Origin of the sequence: Streptomyces sp. NPDC087844, assembly GCF_044742785.1 — a bacterium.
In the GTDB taxonomy this organism is placed as follows: Bacteria; Actinomycetota; Actinomycetes; order Streptomycetales; family Streptomycetaceae; genus Streptomyces.
In genome coordinates this window covers 16,179-37,540 of record NZ_JBIUVD010000030.1, presented here as the reverse complement: position 1 = coordinate 37,540, position 21,362 = coordinate 16,179, and the positions used below count along the sequence as shown (strand labels likewise).

Genomic DNA, 21,362 nt, shown 5'->3' with positions numbered 1-21,362 from the left:
GTTGACGATCAGCAGCCCCACGGAGACCCCCCGCGTCCGCAGGCCTTCCCCATCCCGCGCAGGCAGGCCGCGGCTGTCGGTTTGGGCCGACGGCCGCGGGCCCGTCCGGGTCAGGTGTACTTCCCTTTGTCCTGCTCCCGGGAAAACGCGCGGAGCCGTGTGAAGGCCTGCTGGAGGTCGCCGAAGGCGCGCTCTTCGTCGCGCGGGCCGACCCTGGAGGCGGGGAGGCGACTGCCACGCGTGCCGCGGATGCGTGCATGGGTGTCGAAGCGGGTCTGGACCTCTTGGACCATGAACTTCTGCGGGGACAGAGAGGGAAAGGAGGGATCGTATGACGTTGGCATCGCCGGGTTCTTATGACGTTACGTGCTACAGGGTCGGGGAGTTCTCGAACCGGGGGCGGCTTCTGTATCCGGCGCCTTCAGCAGGAGGTCCGTTCCCCGGGGGTCGCTGAGGACCTGCTCGGCGAGAACGGACAACAGCTGCCGACGATGGCGGGCTGTGTCGCGCAGGAGCCTGAAGGCTTCCTCGGGGTCGATGGAGAGGCGTGCGGTGATGAAACCTTTCGCCTGCTGGATCCGGTGGTGGCTCTCCAGCGCCCGGTGGAGCTGACCGTTGAGGGTCACACCCTCCGCGATGGCCCGCTGCTGGAGCAGGCTGATGCCTGCCATGTTCGCCAGACTCTGCGCCAGGTACACATCACGGGCGGCTACCGGATGGTCATGGAAAAGGCTCAGCCCACCGATCGTCTCCTCGCGCAGCCGCATGGGCAGCGTGGTGATGCGCGAATGCCCCAGCGCCTGAAGGTCCGCCGCCACAGCGGGCCAGCGGCGCTCGATGTCGTCCCAGCCGGCTGCCAGAACCGGCTGCTCCGTATGAGAGCAGTCCAGCCAGGGCCCCTGTTCGTGGTGGTAGCGCAGCAGGTCCAGCAGTTCGGTGTCGTCGCCGGAGGCAGCCACCGGTAAAGGCGCGGACTCCTTGCTCCTCAGCACGATTCCGACCTTCGGTACCCCCAGCAGCACAGCGGCTTGGTCCGCCAGGTTCATCAGGAATTCGACGGGGTCGAAGTCGTCGACGAGGGTGTCCGCCGCTTCGAGAAACAAGCGCAGCAGACTACGTTCACGGTCTTCAGGCACAACCACTCACTTCCGGGCCGGCACCGGGACACGAGACGGGCGGAACCCACCCACGCTCACACTCCCGGCCCTCAGCCGCTTCGAACCCCACCCTCCCACCCATCCCACGCCTGCGAGCCGACGCGCCCAATATTGGTACACAAGTAGCAATTTCGAACCTTCAGACACCAGGCTGAGCGACTTTCGCGCAAGCGAGTGATATCAGGGGTCATCGGCGCCGACCTTCGAATGGGCCACGGAGTGACTCCCGAAGTCAGCACGAAACGACTCCCCGAAGAAACCACCACCCGCCACCCGGAAATAGTCCAGTTCGAGTCCTGCGATGGGAAACACGCAGCCAAGCTTTGCGATCAGGCACTCAACTTGAGATTTATCCCGTGGGAGCCTTCGGTGCTTGGCTCGCATACTGGTCTGATGAGCCCGATCTCCACACACCATCGGTTCCGGGACCCGCGCAGCACGAAGTACGACTTTCTCGCGTCGGTCCTCGTGTGCTGTCCCGGCTGCGAGAAGGTCGCGCGCGTCGTGGCAGGTCCGGAGCCGGCCGGGGTGCACGATCCGGAGCTCTTTGCACCAAGGCGTCTCGTCTGCCGGAACTGTGGGGCGGTGAAGGAATGGAGCCGTGGAGGTGTGGCCCTGCACCGGCACCGGGACCGGGACGAGTCGGCCACGGACCCGTACTTCGGCGTTCGCCTGTGGCTGCAGACCGAATCCCGGCACGGGTGGGTATGGGCCTACAGCCTGGAGCACCTGGACCTGATCAGGCGATTCGTGCAGGCGTCGCTGCGTGAAGGGATTCCCTGGCACGACCACGGCCGGAAGATGACCGTGGTGGCCCGCCTGCCTGCATGGATGCAGCAGGCCAAGAACCGCGACGAGGTGCTGCGGGCCATCGCCCGCATCCACGCCTCACTGCTCCGCGCCTGATCCGGGAACACCGAGCCTGCCGCTCATTCCGTGACGCGTCTGGGCTTGGTGCCCTTCTTGTGGTGACTGGGGCGTGAATGCGCTTCTCCGGTCTTGAGGATCAGACCGATGTCCTGAACGGTGGCCCGGCGTCGGTTTTTCACGCCGAGCGGGCGGCCCGGGCCGGGGTGGGTGGGTTTGGGCGCACGGGCTGGCAGGGGGCACTGCATACGGAGGTTCCTGAACCCGCGCCGGACCCGGGCCGGGGTGAGCTTGCTCGGCAGAGCTGGCCGTTCCCAGGGACGACGGAGACCGGTGACCAGGCCGCGGACGAGACGGAGTTGGGTGTGAGCGGCGACGATCAGCCAAGTCCACCGGTCGGCGGCCTCGGGATCACGGAGCTTGGGGCGGGTCCACCCGAGCGTCTGCTTGATCATTCTGAAGGTGCGCTCAAGATCGAATCTGCGCAGGAACGCGTGCCAGAGCCGGTCGGCATCCGTCTCGCTCGCGCCGGTGCCCGACCACCACGGCCAAACTGGTCTGGGGTCCGCTCCGTTGGGCAGGCGGTCGACCTTGAGTCGGATCACGGCGCCCTCGATGATCGGCAGCTCGTCCCGGTGGGTGAGCCAGGCCGCGCGGCGGGTCGGCCGCGGGTGGAGCCGGTCCAAGGAAGTGGCCACCGCGGTGCCGTACCGCTCCGTTTCCATGACTGTCCGGACGTCGGGCTCGCCCCAGGTGTCCGGCTGACCGAATACCAACTCTCCGCCGTGCTTGGGCGGCCGCCCGCCCTTCGGGTCGTAGATCCTCGGCGGCGTGGGCCTGCGCATCACCCGGTCCGACCGTAGTCTGCCCAACAGCTCAAGGGGTAGGTCCGTCAGCAGGAGCGACAGGCGCTGAACGTCGTAACCGGCGTCCAGGACCAAGAGAATGGCCAGGCCGCCGGGCTTCCACTGGCCGGCGGCAACCAGGCGCTCGACGACCTCACGGACCTGGACGGCGGTGACCGCCGCGACGTCGGCGCCCGGCTCCAGCCGGACCGCGTCCAGCAGCGCGGTCCAGGAGGTGCGTCCCACCTCCAGTGCCGCAACGATCGAGTACGGCCAGCCCGGGATCATCCGGTGCTCGTTCTTGCCCCGGCCATAGGTGTGGCAGAACGAACGGTCCGGCGTCGGGTGCTTCCCGGCGCAGGGTGGCGAAGACGAGGGTCTCGAAGGGGAGGCCCACGGCGGCGGGGGCGACAAGTCGCGCACGCTGCGCGTCTGTTGCTGTCGATCTGAACCTTTCGGCTTGGCGGCGGCGTGGCGGCGTGGGGGCATCTTCCGAACTGGAGACGGCTTGATGTGGGTCGTGGGGTGGCTCAGCTCTGTGGAACGCTAGGCCGATGATGACCACTGGTGCACCGGATGACGCGGAGTCGCTTGCCGTCGGGGCCCTTGAGTGGCTGATGAAGGCTGCGCGGGACATCGACGGCGGTGCGGCCTGGCCGAACACTGTCGCCGACGACCAGGTCACGCCACACCTGTACAACGGAAGTTCGGGGGTGCTGCCGACTCTCCTCGACGCATGGCGGTACTTTGCCGACGACCGGTACGCGGACATGGCTCTGCGCGGTGCCCGTAGCGTCGCTGACGCGGTCGACAACTGGGAGGACAGCGGCCTCTACAGCGGAGTGGCCGGCATGGCCGTCGCCCTGCGGGGCGTGCACTGTGTGCTCGGTGACAGCGCGGCGGGGACGGCCGCCGACCGTGCTCTGGACATCCTGCGGTCCCGCTACGACGGCGCAGGGTGGAACAACTGGTTCGAGCTGATCCTCGGCAACGCCGGCATAGCGCTCGCCGCGCTGGAGTGCGGCGATCTCGGCCTCGCCCAGTTGGCGGTCGACCGTTACGCGCTCGCTGCTGAGCCCACCACGGCCGGCGTTCAGTGGAAGATCGAGGCCGACACGGTCCCTCGTATGCATCACATGTCGCACGGCACCCTCGGCATCGTCTACGCGCTCGCTGCCGTGGGCCGGGCCGCCGACCGACCCGACCTCATCGACCTCGCAGTGGCCGGAGCCGCCGACGTCGTCTCCCGCAACGAAGCCGGCCCGGACGGCTTCCTCGTCGGGCACTCCGACCCGCAACAGCAGCACGAGACGATCGCACGCCACAACTACGGCTGGTGCCACGGCCCGACCGGCGACGCACAGGCATTCCGCCTACTGACGCACGTCCTGCCCGACGATCCCGCCTGGCCCGCCCTCGTCGACCGCTGCTGGCACACAGTCGTCAACTCCGGCATCCCACGACGGCTCCGCCCCGGCTTCTGGGACAACAACGGCCGCTGCTGCGGCACCGCAGGCGTCCTCGCCCTCGCCTGCGACCGTCAAGTCGAACGCGGCGACGGCCGTGACTTCGCCGACCTCCTCGTCGCCGACCTCGCGGCCCGCGCGACGACCGACGCCGACGGCACCCGCTGGTCCAACGTCGAACACCGGGCAACACCCAGTGACCTTGCCCCCACCACCGGCTGGGCCATGGGCAACGCGGGCATCATCCGTGAGCTCCTGCGCCACGCCCGCATCACCGCGGACCGCGACCCGCGCTACGCCGTCCCGTTCCCGGACCACCCACCCACCAGCACGTTCAGGACGCTCTCAGCGGCTCGCCCGGCCGAGGACGAGCGGCGGTGGGGCGGGTGAGCCGCCGGAGCATCGGTCTGATCGCCGCGAGTTTTGAGCAGCGCCTCGGCGCTTTCGGGCGGCTGTTCATCGTCCCTGGCCGGCGTCGGGCATGCATCACCCATGCCGGGCAACCCCGGCGGTCAGGAACTCAGCGTCTGCTCGACTTCGCGCAGTGCGGGGTCCGTGGCGCGGTCTCACCTGTTGAGCCACGGTTGATCACGACACCGAGGCAACCGGCCGGAACCGGACCCGGCGCGCCCGTACGGTGATCGTTGCGACCACACGCCGCAGGCCTGAGTGCACCTCATGCGGACGCCGCCTGGTCCGACGCGCTCGGCTGCATCCTGGACCCAGACCCAGGAACCGCAGTCGGGCGGGGGTCACAGGAGTGCGCAGAACGAGCATGCCACCTGGGCCGGCGTTGCGTAGTCCTGGTCGCGCCGGGTGACGAGTGGGGTCTCCGGAGACGGCGACGGACGCCGGCCCAAAGCCGTCCTGGCCGACGGCCCGGAACTGACGGCGCTCTCCGAGCACGTACGTTCCCTCGGCCACACGGTCGCCCACCTGTAAGGCGACCAGCTGCCCACCTGGATCGAAGCAGTCACCTGTACTGCCGACCTGACCAGCCTTCGGAACATCGCCCAGTACCTCGGACGCGAACGCGAACGCGACATGTACGCGGCTGACTAAGTCGGCCTGCTCAAGGTCGAGGACGGCGCTCTGAGCGGTGCGTTCGCTGATCCGGCAGGTGGCGGCGATGTCACGAGCCGGGCGGTCCGTAGGCGTGCGATGACCGGCAGCACCCGTGCCTGGTCGGTGACGGAGTTCCAGCTCACGGCCTGGCTCATGATGCCCGTTGCCTCTTCGCTCACACCCGCTTCTTCGCTCTCACCCGGTCCCGTCCGACTTCTGCGCCCACCGCTGCTTCTCGTGCTGTTCGAGGCCGATTACCCGGCCGTCGAAAACGCGAAAATCTATGTTGGCAAGAGTAGACATTGGGCGGCTGTGTGGGTATGGTTTTTCTCGTAGCCAGAGAGACGGCAAGGCCTGGCAGAGATGAACTGCCGGTCAGTAGTGCGTAGTTGCGGTATGCAGGGCGGTGCGGTGGTGGAGTTCCGGAGCCAGCGGTTGCAGGACGGCGACGGGACTGGCGGCCGTACCGGGTGGCTCGCAGTGATCAGGGGCCGCCGCAAGCAGGACCGCATGTGATGCGGTAGCAGTACCCGCAGGTGAAGTATGCAGAATCCAGCAGTGCAGTACGAGGCAGCACCTCGGTAAAGGCGTCGGCTGCGGGCGCGCGTACCGGGAAGTTCGGCAGTGGGGTTCCAAGCCCGGAGCAGACGCAGGATGGGCGACGGGGCTGGCTGTCGAAGAGCGGCGCTGACGCAGGCCGCCAAGCAGTTCGCACCACCAGTGGTAAAGGCAGTTCCCACGTAGGAAAAGTTGCGCAAGAGGGAAGAAACGGAGGAGCCGAACACCATCAGGATCGCCCGGGCGGAACGTATGGGCCCGGGTACCGCAGGACATCGATAGTGAGGTGGTCTCCGGTCAAGCAACCGCGATCCCAGCAGTCCCGACAGCTGTTCGGTCGGGCATGCGGAAACAGAAGGCCGGCGCAGCACTGAGGCCGGCGGATGGTGTAGCAGTTCCTTCGGGGCCCTGGTGCCATAGGCGCCAGGGCCCCTCAAGCGTGTTCCACAAACAGCACAGAGAGGTGCAAGTGACAGCAGACGACACGTTCGGCCGCCTTGAGGACGAGGACTACCCCGCCTACACGATGGGGCGGGCCGCCGAGATGCTCGGCACCACCCCCGGCTTCCTGCGCGCCATCGGGGAGGCCCGACTGATCACTCCACTGCGTTCCGAGGGCGGCCACCGCCGCTACTCCCGCTATCAGCTGCGCACCGCCGCTCGCGCCCGCGAACTCGTCGACCAGGGCATGCCCGTTGAAGCGGCCTGCCGCATCGTCATCCTTGAGGACCAGCTTGAGGAAGCCCGCCGTATCAACGCCGAGCATCACCGTGCGGCACGAGAACCGCATGCGGGGAAAGTGGCCTGAGCTCTTGGGTCGATTCCTCTTTCGCCGGTGGTCGTACGAACTCCACCGTGTACACCTGGCCGAGATCTACGGCGTGGACATGTCCAAGACGAGCATCAGCACGCACGAGCACCGACAAGGTGATGGATGGCACGACGGGACGGCAGAACCGGCCGCTCGACCGCGTCCGCCCGGTGTCCTCATTGACGCTATCGGTTCTGGAACGCACCGAGGCCCGGGGCAAGAGGTACCCGGCGATCGTGCGTCTCTGGGGGGCCAGCCGGCCCGAGTTCACGCCGTTCCTTCGGTTGCCTTTCCTTCGGTTGGATGCAGCGATACGCCGCATGTGTGCACGACCGACAGCATCGCGATCGTCAACGCGAGCTTCCGCAAAACCGTCCGCTCCCGCGGCCACTTCGAAGCAAGGGGCTGAGAGTGCGCCCCGCCTCGTAGTTCGGCATTGCGCTGGGAGTGCAGCCGGCTCACCTGGTGGTCGCGGTCCTGTGCGGGCCGTCAGGCTTCACTGTGGTCTTGTGGTTACCGGGCGTCGCAGGACGTGCTGCTCGCAGTGTGTCCAGTCCGGAGATCTGTCGGGACGTACTCTTCGCGATGGCCGCGGCCAGTCCCGTCGCCTCGTCGGCCCGGCCCTGGTTCTGCTCGCCGGCACAGAGCATCCGGGACTGCGTGAAGTGGGCCCGCAGCGCGTCGGTGAGGATCCGGTCGAACGGCCGGCCCTTCGCGGCGGCTGCCTTGTCGAGGGTGTCGAGGCCGACCATGCCCGGCATGTTGTGCCCCTCGTGGGGGCGTGTGTCGGGGACGCCTGAGAGCTTCAGCGCGGCGCGCAGGCGACGCAGGTCCTCGCGCAGTGTCGAGCCGGCCTTCGACGCCAGCGTGGCCACGGCCGGGTCTGCCGAGCGGGAGGGCGCCAGGTCGGTCAGCTGCCGGGCACGCTCGGCCATGGGGATCATCAGCAGGATCCAGGCGGTGTCGGTCGCGTTGAAGGCCGATGTCCGCGACGCCGCGGCTCCCGGCGAGGTACCGCCGGTTGTCGGCTGCGCGGTGCAGCCGACAACCAGCAGTGCCACAGCCGCGGCGCACACCGACCACAGGGTCAGAAGGTGCCGGCGGAGTTGCACTTGGCCCTCTGGGTGATGCAGTCCTTCACACGGTGTCCGAGAGCGGCGTTGTCCCAGGCGTTGAAGAAGTCGCCGTGGATGGACGACGCCATGCCCGAGGCCAGCCGGAAGCCCGCGCCGCTGCCGCTGGTCGGGTAGCTGACGACGAAGGAGAGGTTGGGGATGGCCACGGGGTAGGCGCCGCTGCACCTGCCGTCGTACGTGAACGCCACGTGCGACTTGTGGTCGGGGCTGTCGAGGTTCTTGCCGTCCCAGCAGTCGGGGAAGACGAGCTGGTGGGTGAGGTGGGCCTTCGGGGCGCAGACCGGCCAGTTGCCGTCGGCGCTGCGGCCGGTCTCACCGCCCTCGCCGGAGCACCAGTACTGACCGGTCGATCCCGCCGGAGTGGGCGTCTGCGCCTTGGCGTCACCTGCGATCATGCGGAACCCCTCCGGGAAGGGCACGGTCGCCGAAGGGTCGGGGAGCCGGGAACCGTAGTAGACGATCATGCCCTCGGCTTCGACGGCCCTGTCGCCCTCGTAGAGGGTGGGGATCCAGTACGCCGAGAGGTCGTCGGCAGGGGTGCAACTGGTCGGCCTGTTGGCCAGCAGCGACTGGGCCGTGGAGAACGCGTCGGTGCTCTTGTTGCCGAAGAAGCTGTGCATGTGGGACGCACCGGGAAGACCCGGCAGGACGATGGGGTCGTCCGGCTTGGAGTGACTGTAGGTACAGGTGGCGTTGAACTCCGGTACCCGGACCACACCGCCGGGCACCGCGGCCGGCGTCATCGCACGGAACTGACTCAGCTGAGCGTTCCACTCGGCCTGGTTGACGGGGACCCAGCCGGGCGCCGCGCCGCCGCCCTCACCGACGAAGGAGAACCAGTTGATGTTCACGAAGTCACCGGACCCCGTGCCGCGCAACACGGCGAACACCGTCTGCGAACCGGTGGGGTGGCTGGAGACCTCGGTGTCCCGGGTCGCCCAGTTCTGCCAACCACCGGTCGGCGACACCGAGATGACCGCGAGCAGCGGTCCGGTGAGGCTGCCGGTACGCAGCTCCACTGTGCCCGAGCCGACGGCGGAAGCGATCCGGGCCGACACCGTCAGCCGGCCGGCCGTACCGAGGTCGACGTTGTCGAACCGCATCCAGTCGCCGTCGGCGAGGAACGCGGCGTTCTGCCCGCCTCCCATGTCCGCGGTCGCCTCCAGCGCGACGCCCGACTGGGCAGCGTAGGACTCGGCCTGGACGGTGACCGTCGCGGCCTGCGCCCGCTGGGTCGAGACGGTCAGGCTCAGGGCGGCGGCCAACACGACCACCAGGGCGTTCACCAAGAGTGTGTACAGAGGGACGCGATATCTGCGCATCTCACTTCCTCACGAACATCGGGGGTGAAGGGATGGGGCGAAGTACTGGGCGAAAGGGCTGCTGCCTGCCGGAGAGCCGCTCCGCCCGAAGGGACGGAGCGGAGCGGCCCGGGAACCGAGGGCTACTGGTAGACCCGTACGAAGTCGACGAGCATCTTGGACGGGAAGGGAGTGCCGGCATCCGTCGGGCCCGGCCAGTCACCGCCGACCGCGAGGTTGAGGATCATGTAGTGCGGGTGGTCGAAGATCCACGGCCCGCGTGTCTGCTCCACCTGGTCCTTGTCGAGGGAGAAGACGGTCCGGCCGTCCAGGCTGTAGGTGATTCCCTTGCTGTTCCAGTCGGCGGCCCAGGTGTGGAAGTCGTCGGAGAAGTCGGCGTTTCCGGGCAGGGTGTACGGCGAACCGATGCCGCCTCCGCCGTTGTAGGCAGGCGCGTGGACGGTCGAGTACGCGGTCTTCACGTCCTTGCCGAGGACCTCCACGATGTCGATCTCGCCGTTGTACGGCCACGGCCGGCCCGTCAGGAAGTCGGCGCCCATCATCCAGAACGCGGGCCACAGGCCGTTGCCCCTGGGCACCTTGATGCGTGCTTCGACGCGCCCGTAGGTGAACTGGAACGTCGCGCCGGTGTTCATCCGCGCCGAGGTGTACTGGCAGGTGGTGCTGCCGCTCAACGGGTCGCGCGGGCACGACGATCCGGCGGTGGCCTCCTTGCGGGCCTCCATCACCAGGTGTCCCGACCCGTCCAGTGAGGCGTTGCGGTGGTCGGTGTAGTACTCCAGTTCGTTGTTCGGCCCGGTGCCCGGGTCGGCCCGCCACTTCGAGGCGTCGGGCCTGCCGCCCGCGGCGCCCTCGAACTCGTCGCTCCACACCAGCCGCGGCGGGTTCGCGGGGTCGCTCGGCAGGGGCGGGGGCGTGATCGGGTCCCCACCGGTGCCGTACACCTGGAACTCCCACAGCGAGTAGCCGTAGGGGGTGGCGCGTTCCGTGCCGTACATGCGCACGTAGCGGCCGGTGCCCGAGACGGTCAGTGTCTGCTTGAAGCCCGTGCCGGACGTTGTCGAGTAGATCGGCGTCCAGTCGGTGCCGTTCGGTGAGACCTGGATCTGGAAGGACCTGGCGTAGGCGGGATCCCATTGCAGGACGACCTTGTCGATCTGTGCCGTCGCGCCGAGGTCGATGGAGACCCAGCCCGGGTCGGTCCAGCCGGTGGTGGAGCTGGTGGCCCAGCGGGAGGCAGGATCACGGTCGAACGCCCTGGCCGGTGTGCACTCCCAGCAGTTCCCGTCGCTCTGGGAGGAGGAGGCCGCGCCCGGTCTGCCGTAGGAGAGCAGTCTGCCGGGATCGCCACCGGAACCGCCGGCGGTGCCGTACACCTGGAACTCCCACAGCGAGTAGCCGTAGGCGGTGGCACGTTGTGTCCCGTACATACGCACATAGCGGCCCGTGCCGGAGACGGTCAGGTTCTGGGTGCCGCCGGTGCCCGTGGCCGTCTGGTGGACGCTGGTCCATCCCTGCGCGTCGCTCGACACCTCGATTCTGAACGCCGTGCCGTACGCGGCTTCCCAGTTGAGGACGACCCGGCTGATCTCGGCACTTGCCCCGAGGTCGAGCTGGATCCACTGCGGATCGGCGAAGGCGCTGGACCACCGGGTCCCGGGGTCTCCGTCGACGGCACTCCGAGCGTTGAAGACTCCCTCGGTACTTGACGCGGTGGCGGTCTTTCCCTGCGAGAGCAGGACCTCCGCAGCCTGTGCGGAAGGTGCGGGGAGAGCGATGAAAGTGAGTAGTGAGGCCGCAAGTGTCAGAAATAGGGCAAAGCGACGCAGCGGGGCGTGCATGGGCGACTCCTCAAGTGGGGGAGAGGTGAGGGAGCGCTCCCTGAAGGGGAGAATGGAGGGGCGCGTGAAGGCTGTCAAGAGCTGCTTCACCTCGGAAGAACAGCGGTGTAACGCGAACGACTTCTGCAGGGAGCGGTACCTCACGACGCTCGTGGCGCACTGTCGGCCCGAGGGCCGCTCAGAGGGCGAAGGGTGCTTGGACATGCTCATGACGCCCCGGCCTGCGGATACGCTGCTTACAACGTCATGACGCTGAGCCGGAGGTCGCCCTGATGAGAAAACCCGCCCCGTGCACGAACCCGGGCGGCGGCACAGGGGACGGACAGGTATGAAACGCCCCACTCTGGAAGTGGTCGCCGCGCGGGCGGGCGTGTCCAAATCGAGCGTCTCCCGCGTCGTCAACGGCGAGACGACGGTCGCCCCGGAGATCCGGGACGTCGTCATGCGCGCGGTGCACGAACTGGGTTACGTGCCCAACGGAGCGGCCCGCAACCTCGTCACCCGCCGCACCGACACCCTCGCCGTGGTGGTCTCCGACCCGCCGCAGGGAGTCGTCTCCGACGACCCCCTCTTCTCCGCCGTGGTCCGCGCCGTCAGCAGGGAGCTGGAGAAGGCGGGCAAACGGCTCGTGCTGATGCTGGCGGAATCGGACCAGAGCCGGACCCGGGTGGTGCAGTACATCGCCGGCGGACACGTGGACGGCGTGCTCCTGGTCGCCCTGCACGGTACGGATTCCCTGCCGGCCGCGCTCGCCCGGCAGGGTTTGCCCGTCGTGTCCTTCAACCGCACCTCCGCACAGGACGTCCCGTACGTGGCACTGGACAACGCCGGCGGAGCGGCACTGGCCGTACGTCACCTTCTGGAGCGCGGCCGGCGCCGGATCGCCACCATCACCGGGCCGCTCGAACTCTACGAGGCGCGTGAACGCCTCGACGGCTACCGACGGACTCTGCGAGACACCGGCCGTCGATCGATCGTGGCGCTGGGCGACTTCACGAGAGTCTCCGGCGCCGAAGCCATGCGTCAGCTCCTGGAGGACGATCCCGACCTCGACGCGGTGTTCGCGTCCAACGACCTGATGGCGATCGGAGCTCTGCGCACCCTCCAGAAGGCGGGCCGACGCGTTCCCGAGGACGTGGCGGTGATCGGTTTCGACGACATCGAGGCCGCGTCCTACACGAGCCCCGCACTCACTTCGGTACGCAGCCCGATGGCGGACCAGGCGACCGCGGCCGTCCACCTGCTCCTCAGCCTGATAGACGGCGGCCCCACAGACCCGGTGATCATGCCGAACGAACTCGTGGTACGCGAATCGACCTGATCGCGCGACTGATGTCCCGGCAGCACGGCTGCAGGTCCTACGGACCTTTCCGTCGGGTCCTTCCTGGAGCGTGTCCTGCCGCAGAGCACTTGTTCCGAGGTCCCGTGACCAGCCGCAGCGCAGGAGATGGCGGAATCGAGGTGACGGGCCCCTCGATCAGGTGTGCTTCGTACCTCTGACACCATGACCTTCAACGTCGCGGCGACCACGCCGGTCCGCCCGCTCATGTGCCGCAGTCAGCATGGCGCCGCACCGACAGCCGTCCTGCGTCGCCCGACTGCGCAGGCATGCAAGCGGAGAGGAACGCGAAGTATGAGCAAGGATCTTCGTCTTGCGCGCACTGGTGACCCGAGCGGGCTCACCGCCGATACCGACGCGGGAGACAGCGAATCCGCAGTGGTCTCCTTCGCTCCGGGCTATACCCTGACGATTGCCGACCGGCATGAAGTGAGCGAAGCCCAGCAGCTGCGTCACGATGTGTTCGCAGCCGAGTTCGGCACGCACATGTCCACTTTGGTGGGCGGCCTGGATGCCGACGAGTTCGATGCGCATGCCGACCATCTGATCGTGCGTGAGAACAGCAGCCGGAAGATCGTCGGAACATACCGCATGATGTCACCGCGCTGCGCAACCCTCGTGGGGGAGCGGTTCGGGGACCGCACCTTCGATCTCGGTGCCCTGCGACCCATCGCCGCGGATCTGGTGGAAACGGGACGCTCGTGTGTGCACCCCGACCACCGAAACGGCGCGGTCATCAACTTGATCTGGAGCGGCATCGGCCAGTACATGCGCCGGACCGGGCACCGCTGGCTGGGTGGCTGTGCCTGGGTTCACCTGCGGGGCGACGAAGGCCCACCCGCGTTCACCTGGAACGCGATACGCACGAAGTACACGGCCCCGGCCGAATTCCGAGTCACCGCGCATCAGCCGCTTCTGAGTGACGACACCGCCGATGTGGACGGTCTGGTCATGCCACCGTTGCTACGCGGGTACCTGCGGTTGGGCAGCTGGGTGTGTGGTGAGCCGGCGTACGATCCGGACGCCCGAGTGGCCTCGTTCTACGTGCTTCTGTCCCTGGACCATATGAACCCGCGCTACCGCCGCCACTTCTTCGAATAGGGTCGGCGGACAGCGCCGCTGCGATGCGGCGCATGCTCGACGAAACGCCCGCGCTGCGGGAGCACGGGAAGGCGATGAGGCCGGCCACGCTCAGTCGCCGGCGACGGTCGTCGCAGCCGATCCCGCCCTGGCGCAGACCACAACGGCCTGCCGGACGATCCTGAGGTTCGCGGTCGACGCCATCGAGGCGGTCTGGGTGGTCACCGGCCCTTCGCACGAGCCCATCGGACGGCCGCCGGACCCTGGACGTTCGGCATCGCCGACACGACTGGCCCGGGCCGGCACGGCCTGGCAGCCTTTCGATCGACGACGCCGAGCCGGGGTTCACGCGAGCCGGGGATCACGCACGGCGGTGTGCGCGCTCGGGCAGGCGCCGACTGGCGGTGGATCGTTGGTACCCCGGTACCAGTGGCCCGCTGAAGAGTCGCCCCCGGTCCCAACGATCCGGGTTCTCCCGCCCGTAGCTTCGATATCGGTCGCGGCCCGGTCGTGACCGGTATCGAAGCAAGGAAGGGTGATCTTGATGATCGAAGCGCAGGAGCTGACCAAAAAGTATGGAGACAAGACAGTCGTTGATCGGCTGAGCTTTTCCGTCAAACCGGGCGAGGTGACTGGCTTCCTGGGCCCCAACGGTGCGGGCAAGTCGACGACCATGCGCATGATCGTCGGCCTGGACAGCCCCACCGGGGGCTCGGTCACCGTCAACGGGAAAGCCTATGCGAAGCACTCGGCGCCGCTGCACGAGGTCGGCAGTCTTCTGGAAGCGAAGTCCGTCCACCCGGGACGCAGCGCGCGCAACCATCTGCTGGCGCTGGCACACACGCACGGCATCGCGCGCCGCCGGGTGGACGAGGTGCTCGATCTGGCCGGGCTGACCAGTGTGGCCGACAAGCGGGTGGGCGCCTTCTCCCTCGGCATGGGGCAGCGGCTCGGCATCGCCGCGGCACTCCTCGGCGATCCGGACATCGTCATGCTGGACGAGCCGGTCAACGGCCTGGACCCGGAGGGCGTGCGGTGGGTGCGCAACCTCCTGCGCGAGCTCGCCGACGAGGGCCGCGCGGTGATGCTCTCCTCGCACCTGATGAGTGAGATGGCGCTGATCGCCGACCACTTGATCATCGTCGGCCGCGGACGAGTGCTCGTGGACACCACGCTGGATGACTTCATACAGTCGGCCGGTGGAGGAGGCGTGAAGGTCGTCACCGACCAGGCGGCGCGGTTGCGCCCGCTGCTGGAGGGCCCGGATGTGACGATCACCTCCGACTTGGCGGTCGAGTTGGTGGTCACCGGGCGCACCGCCCGGGAGATCGGCACGATCGCAGCCTCCCACGGGGTGCCGCTGTATGAGCTGACCCCGCAGGCCGCTTCCCTGGAGACGGCCTTCATGGACCTGACCCGTGAGGCCGTGGAATACCACAGCGCCCCCGCGGGTACCGACCGAAAGGCCGCATGATGACCACCTCCGCACTTGCCACGACGCCCGGCGCCACGACGACGGTCGGCAAGGTGACGTACCGGGGAGTACTACGTTCGGAGTGGGCCAAGTTCTGGTCGTTGCGCTCCAGTTGGATCACCCTGAGTGTCTCCGTGGTCATACTGGTCATTTTCGGGGTGATGGCCGCCTATACGTACTCCTCGGCCCCGGGAGCGAGCACCGACGGCCCATGGGCCTCCGAAGGCGCCGCTGACGCGGTCAGCCTGGCTCTGATGGGTGCGACGTTCGCGTCGCTGGTCGTGGGCTCGCTCGGAGTGCTGATGTTCGCGGGTGAGTACAGCACGGGCATGATCCGCTCCACTCTCGCCGCCGTTCCCCGACGGCTGCCGGTGCTGTTCGCCAAGATCGCCGTGGTGGGGCCGCTCGTGCTGGTGCTCGCCTCGGTCGGCGCGCTGATGGCGTTCCTGCTGGGCTCGGGCAGCCTGAGCGACGAGCAGATCGCCATGTCGCTGGGAGATGACGGTGTGGTGCGAAGCCTGCTGGGCGCCGGCGTCTACCTGGCCCTCGTAGCGGTGTTCGGTGTGGCCCTGGGTGCGTTGGTGCGCTCTCCTGCCGGGGGCATCACCGCCTTGGTCGGCATCATGATGATCCTGCCCAACCTGATCTCGTTGCTGTCCGACTCGCTCCAGCCGTACTTCCCCAGCAGTGCCGGAGAGGCCGTGTTCTCCTTGCACCAGCAGTCGGGTTCCCTCTCGCCTGCGGCCGGACTCGCGGTGTTCGCCGGCTGGGTCGCCCTCGCCTCGGGCGCAGCGGCCATCCGGCTGCGGCGCACCGACGCCTGAGGACTGTCGGCATGTTCCCCCCCAGCCTTCGGCCGGGAGGTGCCCCCAGCCGGATGTCGCCCGGCAGGGTCCCCCGACCTCAGGCCGGGGGACCCGCTCGCCGCACCGGGCGAAAGCCCACGTACGTCCAGCACGAGGACTTCCGCCCGGCACACTGTCAACACGCACCAGAGGCCCCCCGGCCCACCCGCAGGCCGTCCGGGCCCGCCCAGCGGACGGACGACGGGAACTTGACCGCGGGACCCGGCAGAGAACAGGACCTCGAAGAGAAGTGGGGACAATCGGGCCCATGAGTCCGCACCGCGCGGCCATCGCCGCGAACCAGGTCCAGGGGACGCCGTCGCCGCCCTCCTCTGGGCCCGAGGCTGCCTGGGGGCATCCCCTGCAAGTCGGGCTGCTGCGTTGCCAGCGCCACCTGAAGCAGCTGGATCAGCGGCACCCCTGGCTGCTCGACGCCGCGGTGGTGGTGATCCTCGCGGTGATCGGTGCGGCCGACGCGCTCTCAGACGTCAGCGACGGCCCCTTCGAGGAGACCGGAGTCCGCGACACCCTGCCGGCAGCTGTTCCGTACGTGGTGTCCGCCGCGCTCATCGTGCCGCTGTGGTGGCGCCGCCGCGCCCCGGCCCCCGTGTACTTCGTGATCGCCCTGGTCGCGCTCGTCCAGGGAGTGCTGGGCCTGCAACTGGCAGCCAGCATCGCCGCGCTCATCGCCCTGTACACCCTGGCCCGCTACGACTCCCTGCGGCGGCTGCGCTGGGCCGCCGCCGTGACCATCGCCCAGGTCACCGTTCCGGTCCTCGTCCTGTTGCCGGACGACGGCTGGCTGGAGAGCCTGTTCTTCCAGCTGGCAACGGTCACCGCGGCTGCCGCCCTCGGCCTGACGCTGCGCACCCGCCAGATGTACCTGACCGCGCTGGAGGACCGGGCCCGACGCCTGGAGATCGAACGCGATCAGCGCGAACAACTCGTCGCCGCCGCCGAACGCTCCCGCGTCGCCCGCGAGATGCACGACATCGTCGGCCACAACCTCTCCGTCATGATCAGCGTCGCCGATGGCGCCGCCACCCTCTCCGCCAACAGAGGCGAGCAGTCCCAACAGGCCCTGCGCATCCTCGGTGACACCGGCCGCCAGGCCATGAGCGAACTTCGGCGTGTCCTGGGTGTCCTGCGCGCGGAACAGCACGGCGAACGGCCGCTCAGCCCGCAGCCCGGCATCCGTGATCTGGACGCCCTCCTGGCCCGGGTCCGCGCCGCGGGCCTGTGTGTCACCTACCGCACCGTGGGCGACCTCGACACACTCGGCAGCAGCGTGCAGCTGACCGCCTACCGCATCGTCCAGGAAGCCCTCACCAACACGCTCAAGCACGCCGGTGCCGACTCCACCGCCGAGGTCACCGTGACCGCGGACACCGGGGGAGTCCGCGTCCGTGTCGCCGACACCGGAGCCCCACCGACGGTCCACCGGCCGGAGCCGCCGTCCGACGACCCCGGGCACGGCCTGGTCGGCATCCGCCAGCGGGCCGCCCTGTACGGCGGCACCACCACCATCGGCCCGCGCGACGACCGGCGCGGCTGGATCGTCGACGTCACACTCCACGCATCCGGCGAACCCGCCCCACCGGCACCAGGAGAAGAATCGCCGTCATGACCACCGTGCTGATCGCGGACGACCAGCCCCTGCAGCGCATGGGCTTCCGCATGCTCATCGAGGGCACTCCGGGCCTGACCTGCGCCGGTGAGGCAGAGCACGGCGCGGAGTCCGTACGCATGGCGGCCGACCTGCGCCCCGACGTCGTCCTGATGGACATTCGCATGCCCGGCATGGACGGCCTGGAGGCAACCCGCCGTATCACCGCCGGCGGCGGCCGTACCCGCATTCTCATCGTGACCACCTTCGACCTCGACGAGTACGCCCACGACGGGCTGCGTGCCGGAGCCAGCGGCTTCCTGCTCAAGGACGCCCGACCCGAGGAACTGGTGGCCGGCATCCGCGCGGTCGCCACCGGTGACGCCGTGGTGGCGCCCAGCCTGACCCGGCGCCTGCTGGACGCCTACGCTCACCAGGTCCTCGCCCCGGCCGGCACCGCGCACACCGAGGACCCACGGCTGGCCACCCTCAGCGGCCGTGAACGGGAGGTGCTCGTCGCCATCGGCCGGGGCTGGAACAACACGGAGATCGCCGATCGGCTCGTCCTCACCGAATCCACGGTGAAGAAGCACGTCGGCCGGGTTCTTGCCAAGATCGGAGCCAGGGACCGCATCCAGGCCGTGATCATCGCGTACGACGCGGGGCTGGTTCGGACCCAGCCGTAGCGAAGGCGCGGTTGCGACAGAGGGCCCACCACAGCCTCCGCGCCACACTTGTGTGCCGCGGAGGCACACTGAGGTGGCAGGTCGCAGGCCCATCGGCGGGCCGTTGTATGTCAAACTCCCTGATATGCGTGAGTATGAAGATCAGCCGATGGGCTTTCTGCTTTACCAGGTGATGGCGGCATTGCGTCCCCTTGTGGCCGACGAGCTCCGGCCCTTCGGCATCGGGTTGCCGGAGTTCGTGTGCATGCGAAACCTGTCCATGTTCCCGTCCCAGTCCAATGCCGAACTGGCCCGTCATGCCGGTGTGTCGCCGCAGGCGATGAACAAGGTCGTGAAGGATCTGCAGGAGATGGGCGCGATCGAGCGGCCTGCCGTGGTGCCGACGGGCAGGAGCCTGCCCGCTCAGCTGACGCCCGAGGGCGCTGCCCTGCTCGAACGGGCCGAAGCGGCGGTGCGCGTCGCCGACGACCGTCTGATGACCCACCTCGCGCCCGGCAAGCGGAATGAGTTGAAGAAACTGCTCCACGCGATCGACGCACGTAACGTCGGGAACGGGGGACCGGCTGTTCGGCCACGCCGGAACGCGGCGAAGTAGAGCGGGCTCCAGGTGCGGCGCCGGGTACGCGCGGGTGGTGCGTGACACCTGCCTGCCGGAGGCAGGTGCGTCGCACGCGTACCAGGGACCCGCTGTCAGGCTGTGTCGATGACGGTCAGTTCGCGCGGGCGGGTCCCCAGCCGCTCGGCGCCCTTCTCGGTCACGACGACGGTGTCGCCCCACGTGACATCGTGGGTGCGTGGGGACGGGACGGGCGCCTCGGGCACCTCCAGGAACGGCTTGAGGATGAACGTGGTGTTCGCCGTGATCGGCATGTCGGCCACGCGGGACCGGTCGCGGTTGGGAATGAGCAGCGGTCCGTCGTTGCCGAGTCCCCGGCCGTGGAGGAGGGTCAGCATGTGTCCGTCGTCAGTACCCGCCACGGACTCCACGGCTGCGAAGACATCACCCCACCGTTTCCCCGGCCGCATCGTGTCCAGGGCGATGTCGAAGGCCGCCGCGTTGCGCTCGAAGATCTCTCGCGCGCGGGCCGAGGGGGAGCCGATCACCATGGGCTGGGCCACCTGCGCCTGGTAGCCCCTGATCTCGGGCATCAGTTCCGTGGCGACGTACATGCCCCGCTCAAGGACTCCCGGCGGCGGTGTCACATAGCGGTGCCGCATCGAGCCCCACGGGCCGGGTGCCCAGGCGATGTGCAGCACGTCCGCGCCGGCCCGGACCTGCGCCAACAGCATCTGCCCGAACACCTCGGCCTGGGCCGTGCCCTCTCGGGCCGAGACCGCCATCGCCGCGAGGGATGCCTCGCCCACGCGCACGCCGGCAGCCAGGCGGGCGATCTCCTCCACGCCCTTGACATACCGTGCGCGTCCGAGGATCGCGGTCCCGTCGACGACGTTCTCGGCACCGACGGCTTCCACTATGCGCGACACCGTGGTGTGCGGGGCGTAGCCCTCGGGTTGCCGCACCGACGAGTACTCGTCGCCGCGAAGCCCGGCGATCGCCGTACGTCGGCCCACGAGGCCGCGCCGGCGAAGCACCTCGGAGGTGACCGCCCCGTACTCAGGAGCGGTCGAGCCGAACGGTGACGCGCTCATCCGGTCGTCGACCCAGTGGGGACGCTCGACGGCATAGTTGCTGTGTTCGCCGCCGAGGATCAGGATCGGGTCGCCCGCTCGCGGAAAGATGGTGACGCCGATCGTGTCGGCGATGTAGAGCGAGTCCGAAGTGACCCAGGCTGGCAGCACGATCAGCAACTCCACGCCCTGCTCGTCCATCAGGACCCGCAGCCGCTCCCAGCGCCGATCCCGCTCCGCCGTGCTGAACATCGGTTCGTCGATGGGCGCGGGGATACCCAGAATTCCTTGGACGCCACGCATAGCCTGCACTGCTGTCTCCTTGCTTCCGGGTCTGGCCGGTCTACCGCTCCAAGGTCACGGAGCGCGGTCTCCTGGTGGGCCGGTCGGGCCGACCGGAGACGGTATATCAACTAGGTTGACACATGATGGCGAGCGTTGATAGTCGTTCGGTGCGGCTCGTCGTGCCGCGTCCCGATTCACTCAGTCGCTGTGAGAGGAAACGTCTCGATGTCGCCGGAAAAACGTCATACGACCCCTGGTTCGACTCGCCGCACCCATGAGAGTCATGTCCTTGCCGACGTCGTGAGCGGCAGCCGTGTACTCGCGTCCGTCGGCTTGTCCGACATGGTGTGGGGCCACGCCTCGGTCCGCGATCCCGAGGGGCGCGGCGCCTGGATGAAGGCTTCGGGATTCGGCTTCGAGGAGATCGGCGAGGGCCGGGTCGTCCTGGTCTCGCCTGACGGCAAGGTGTTGTGGGGGGCCGGGAGTCGGCATCTGGAGTTCCCCATCCACACCGAAATCCTCGCTCGCCGTCCAGATGTCGGAGCAGTGGTCCACACACACGCTCCCGCGCTGAACGCCTTCTCCTCGCTGCAGCGCGATCTCCTGCCCATCTCTCACGACGCGGTGCCGTTCACCTATCCTCAGCTGCCACGGTTCACGGCCACGGGAGCACTGATCGCGACCAGGGACCTCGGGCGAGAGCTCGCCGCGGGACTCGGTGACGCCAACGCGATACTGCTGCCGCACCACGGCGCTGTGACGGTCGGTCCGGACATCGGGACGGCCGTCATGTATGCCGTGCTGCTTGAGCGCGCCTGTCGCACCCAACTCCTCGCCGACGCTGCCGGCGGCATACACACGGCATCGGACGAGACGGAGACCCGGTTCAAGCGTGAGCAGATCTGGAATCCACGCCAGATCAACGCCGGGTGGGAGTACTTGGTGCGCCGTGCGCACGGCAAGTGACCCGAACCGGAGGGCCGTTCGAGGTCTGATGCCGTCTTCTCTGCGGGTTGAGGGAGAGGGTGGCGCCTGGTCGGCGGCTCAGGTGAGGACCCCGAGCGGCTCACGGTGAATCATCGGCGAGCGAACCCTGCCGACGGTGTGAGCCGTCGTCCGCCCGCAAGGTGCCCGAACAAGTGCCGGCCGCGCCGAACCCGAGCGGCGCGACGTGGGTCCCGGGCCCTCGGTGGATCTCCGCGACCGGCCGGGGTGGCGGGCCTGATGGCAGCCGGGCGCTCCTGTACGGGCGCGGTGGGGTCGCGGCAGTCGAGGGACCGCGCTTGTGGACTTATATCAACCAGGTTGATATACATGAGGTGTGGCTGCACGACGTGCACAGCACTGGTG

General features: G+C 68.5%; 19 protein-coding genes and 1 pseudogene. 13 read left to right on the top strand and 7 right to left on the bottom strand.

Going from position 1 to position 21,362, the window contains the following annotated elements; translation table 11 throughout:
• Positions 1-110: 110 nt before the first annotated feature.
• Both ACIOKD_RS38000 and ACIOKD_RS37995 read right to left on the bottom strand, forming a co-directional pair.
• On the bottom strand, positions 111-344 hold the full coding sequence (locus ACIOKD_RS38000) for a hypothetical protein (protein WP_402092754.1): 234 nt from the start codon (positions 342-344) through the stop codon (positions 111-113).
• Between the two features lie 18 nt (positions 345-362).
• Positions 363-1,103 (bottom strand): GAF and ANTAR domain-containing protein, encoded by a 741-nt coding sequence (locus ACIOKD_RS37995; RefSeq protein ID WP_402092752.1) that lies wholly within the window; start codon positions 1,101-1,103, stop codon positions 363-365.
• Between the two features lie 447 nt (positions 1,104-1,550).
• Here ACIOKD_RS37995 and ACIOKD_RS37990 point away from each other — a divergent pair, with 447 nt between their 5' ends.
• The gene (locus ACIOKD_RS37990) at positions 1,551-2,063 is read left to right on the top strand and encodes a hypothetical protein (protein ID WP_402092750.1); all 513 of its coding nucleotides are present in this window, start codon (positions 1,551-1,553) and stop codon (positions 2,061-2,063) included.
• A gap of 23 nt (positions 2,064-2,086) precedes the next feature.
• On the opposite strand, the pseudogene ACIOKD_RS37985 reads toward ACIOKD_RS37990, so the two are convergent.
• Positions 2,087-3,217: pseudogene (locus ACIOKD_RS37985) on the bottom strand (transposase); the annotation flags it as partial.
• Between the two features lie 206 nt (positions 3,218-3,423).
• On the opposite strand from ACIOKD_RS37985, the gene ACIOKD_RS37980 reads away from it, so the two are divergent.
• The 4 genes from ACIOKD_RS37980 to ACIOKD_RS37965 all read left to right on the top strand — a co-directional run bounded on the left by ACIOKD_RS37980 (position 3,424) and on the right by ACIOKD_RS37965 (position 6,766).
• Positions 3,424-4,725, top strand: coding sequence for a lanthionine synthetase LanC family protein (locus tag ACIOKD_RS37980; protein WP_402092748.1), 1,302 nt, complete (start codon positions 3,424-3,426; stop codon positions 4,723-4,725).
• Positions 4,726-5,151: 426 nt separating this feature from the next.
• Positions 5,152-5,277 (top strand): hypothetical protein, encoded by a 126-nt coding sequence (locus tag ACIOKD_RS37975; protein WP_402092746.1) that lies wholly within the window; start codon positions 5,152-5,154, stop codon positions 5,275-5,277.
• Positions 5,278-5,496: 219 nt separating this feature from the next.
• Positions 5,497-5,736 (top strand): hypothetical protein, encoded by a 240-nt coding sequence (locus tag ACIOKD_RS37970; RefSeq protein WP_402092744.1) that lies wholly within the window; start codon positions 5,497-5,499, stop codon positions 5,734-5,736.
• Between the two features lie 691 nt (positions 5,737-6,427).
• Positions 6,428-6,766 (top strand): MerR family transcriptional regulator, encoded by a 339-nt coding sequence (locus ACIOKD_RS37965; protein ID WP_402092742.1) that lies wholly within the window; start codon positions 6,428-6,430, stop codon positions 6,764-6,766.
• A gap of 461 nt (positions 6,767-7,227) precedes the next feature.
• Here ACIOKD_RS37965 and ACIOKD_RS37960 read toward each other — a convergent pair whose 3' ends face one another.
• The 3 genes from ACIOKD_RS37960 to ACIOKD_RS37950 form a co-directional block, all read right to left on the bottom strand.
• On the bottom strand, positions 7,228-7,845 hold the full coding sequence (locus tag ACIOKD_RS37960) for a DUF305 domain-containing protein (RefSeq protein WP_402092741.1): 618 nt from the start codon (positions 7,843-7,845) through the stop codon (positions 7,228-7,230).
• 11 nt (positions 7,846-7,856) lie between these two features.
• Positions 7,857-9,227 (bottom strand): DUF1996 domain-containing protein, encoded by a 1,371-nt coding sequence (locus tag ACIOKD_RS37955; RefSeq protein WP_402092739.1) that lies wholly within the window; start codon positions 9,225-9,227, stop codon positions 7,857-7,859.
• Positions 9,228-9,349: 122 nt separating this feature from the next.
• Positions 9,350-11,068 carry a discoidin domain-containing protein gene (locus tag ACIOKD_RS37950; RefSeq protein ID WP_402092736.1) on the bottom strand — a complete coding sequence of 573 codons (1,719 nt, stop codon included), beginning with the start codon at positions 11,066-11,068 and terminating at the stop codon, positions 9,350-9,352.
• A 328-nt stretch (positions 11,069-11,396) separates the two neighbouring features.
• Between ACIOKD_RS37950 and ACIOKD_RS37945 the strand changes: the two genes are divergently transcribed.
• The 7 genes from ACIOKD_RS37945 (at position 11,397) to ACIOKD_RS37915 (ending at position 18,693) form a co-directional block, all read left to right on the top strand.
• Positions 11,397-12,389: a LacI family DNA-binding transcriptional regulator gene (locus tag ACIOKD_RS37945; RefSeq protein WP_402092733.1), complete on the top strand. Its 993-nt coding sequence runs from the start codon at positions 11,397-11,399 to the stop codon at positions 12,387-12,389.
• 312 nt (positions 12,390-12,701) lie between these two features.
• The gene (locus tag ACIOKD_RS37940; RefSeq protein ID WP_402092730.1) at positions 12,702-13,508 is read left to right on the top strand and encodes a GNAT family N-acetyltransferase; all 807 of its coding nucleotides are present in this window, start codon (positions 12,702-12,704) and stop codon (positions 13,506-13,508) included.
• A 523-nt stretch (positions 13,509-14,031) separates the two neighbouring features.
• Positions 14,032-14,961 carry an ABC transporter ATP-binding protein gene (locus tag ACIOKD_RS37935; protein WP_402092849.1) on the top strand — a complete coding sequence of 310 codons (930 nt, stop codon included), beginning with the start codon at positions 14,032-14,034 and terminating at the stop codon, positions 14,959-14,961.
• On the top strand, positions 14,958-15,785 hold the full coding sequence (locus ACIOKD_RS37930; RefSeq protein WP_402092728.1) for an ABC transporter permease: 828 nt from the start codon (positions 14,958-14,960) through the stop codon (positions 15,783-15,785). The genes ACIOKD_RS37935 and ACIOKD_RS37930 overlap by 4 nt, the downstream gene beginning before the upstream one ends.
• A 289-nt stretch (positions 15,786-16,074) precedes the next feature.
• Positions 16,075-17,433 (top strand): sensor histidine kinase, encoded by a 1,359-nt coding sequence (locus tag ACIOKD_RS37925; RefSeq protein ID WP_402092726.1) that lies wholly within the window; start codon positions 16,075-16,077, stop codon positions 17,431-17,433.
• Positions 17,430-18,098 carry a response regulator gene (locus ACIOKD_RS37920; RefSeq protein WP_402092725.1) on the top strand — a complete coding sequence of 223 codons (669 nt, stop codon included), beginning with the start codon at positions 17,430-17,432 and terminating at the stop codon, positions 18,096-18,098. The genes ACIOKD_RS37925 and ACIOKD_RS37920 overlap by 4 nt, the downstream gene beginning before the upstream one ends.
• Before the next feature lie 124 nt (positions 18,099-18,222).
• A complete protein-coding gene (locus ACIOKD_RS37915) occupies positions 18,223-18,693 on the top strand; it encodes a MarR family winged helix-turn-helix transcriptional regulator (protein WP_402092724.1) in 471 nt (156 codons plus the stop codon).
• 95 nt (positions 18,694-18,788) lie between these two features.
• On the opposite strand, the gene ACIOKD_RS37910 is transcribed toward ACIOKD_RS37915, so the two are convergent.
• Complete coding sequence (locus tag ACIOKD_RS37910) at positions 18,789-20,030, bottom strand: M24 family metallopeptidase (protein WP_402092848.1); 1,242 nt, start codon at positions 20,028-20,030, stop codon at positions 18,789-18,791.
• A gap of 282 nt (positions 20,031-20,312) precedes the next feature.
• Between ACIOKD_RS37910 and ACIOKD_RS37905 the strand changes: the two genes are divergently transcribed.
• Positions 20,313-20,978 carry a class II aldolase/adducin family protein gene (locus ACIOKD_RS37905; RefSeq protein ID WP_402092723.1) on the top strand — a complete coding sequence of 222 codons (666 nt, stop codon included), beginning with the start codon at positions 20,313-20,315 and terminating at the stop codon, positions 20,976-20,978.
• Positions 20,979-21,362: the final 384 nt, after the last annotated feature.

What these genes read in the sequence shown, in the direction of transcription:
- ACIOKD_RS38000 (WP_402092754.1), bottom strand. Translation starts at nt 344, where the DNA reads ATGCCAACGTCATACGATCCCTCCTTTCCCTCTCTGTCCCCGCAGAAG.
- ACIOKD_RS37990 (WP_402092750.1), top strand. Translation starts at nt 1,551, where the DNA reads ATGAGCCCGATCTCCACACACCATCGGTTCCGGGACCCGCGCAGCACG.
- ACIOKD_RS37980 (WP_402092748.1), top strand. Translation starts at nt 3,424, where the DNA reads ATGATGACCACTGGTGCACCGGATGACGCGGAGTCGCTTGCCGTCGGG.
- ACIOKD_RS37970 (WP_402092744.1), top strand. Translation starts at nt 5,497, where the DNA reads ATGACCGGCAGCACCCGTGCCTGGTCGGTGACGGAGTTCCAGCTCACG.
- ACIOKD_RS37955 (WP_402092739.1), bottom strand. Translation starts at nt 9,227, where the DNA reads ATGCGCAGATATCGCGTCCCTCTGTACACACTCTTGGTGAACGCCCTG.
- ACIOKD_RS37950 (WP_402092736.1), bottom strand. Translation starts at nt 11,068, where the DNA reads ATGCACGCCCCGCTGCGTCGCTTTGCCCTATTTCTGACACTTGCGGCC.
- ACIOKD_RS37945 (WP_402092733.1), top strand. Translation starts at nt 11,397, where the DNA reads ATGAAACGCCCCACTCTGGAAGTGGTCGCCGCGCGGGCGGGCGTGTCC.
- ACIOKD_RS37940 (WP_402092730.1), top strand. Translation starts at nt 12,702, where the DNA reads ATGAGCAAGGATCTTCGTCTTGCGCGCACTGGTGACCCGAGCGGGCTC.
- ACIOKD_RS37935 (WP_402092849.1), top strand. Translation starts at nt 14,032, where the DNA reads ATGATCGAAGCGCAGGAGCTGACCAAAAAGTATGGAGACAAGACAGTC.
- ACIOKD_RS37930 (WP_402092728.1), top strand. Translation starts at nt 14,958, where the DNA reads ATGATGACCACCTCCGCACTTGCCACGACGCCCGGCGCCACGACGACG.
- ACIOKD_RS37925 (WP_402092726.1), top strand. Translation starts at nt 16,075, where the DNA reads ATGAGTCCGCACCGCGCGGCCATCGCCGCGAACCAGGTCCAGGGGACG.
- ACIOKD_RS37920 (WP_402092725.1), top strand. Translation starts at nt 17,430, where the DNA reads ATGACCACCGTGCTGATCGCGGACGACCAGCCCCTGCAGCGCATGGGC.
- ACIOKD_RS37915 (WP_402092724.1), top strand. Translation starts at nt 18,223, where the DNA reads ATGCGTGAGTATGAAGATCAGCCGATGGGCTTTCTGCTTTACCAGGTG.
- ACIOKD_RS37910 (WP_402092848.1), bottom strand. Translation starts at nt 20,030, where the DNA reads ATGCGTGGCGTCCAAGGAATTCTGGGTATCCCCGCGCCCATCGACGAA.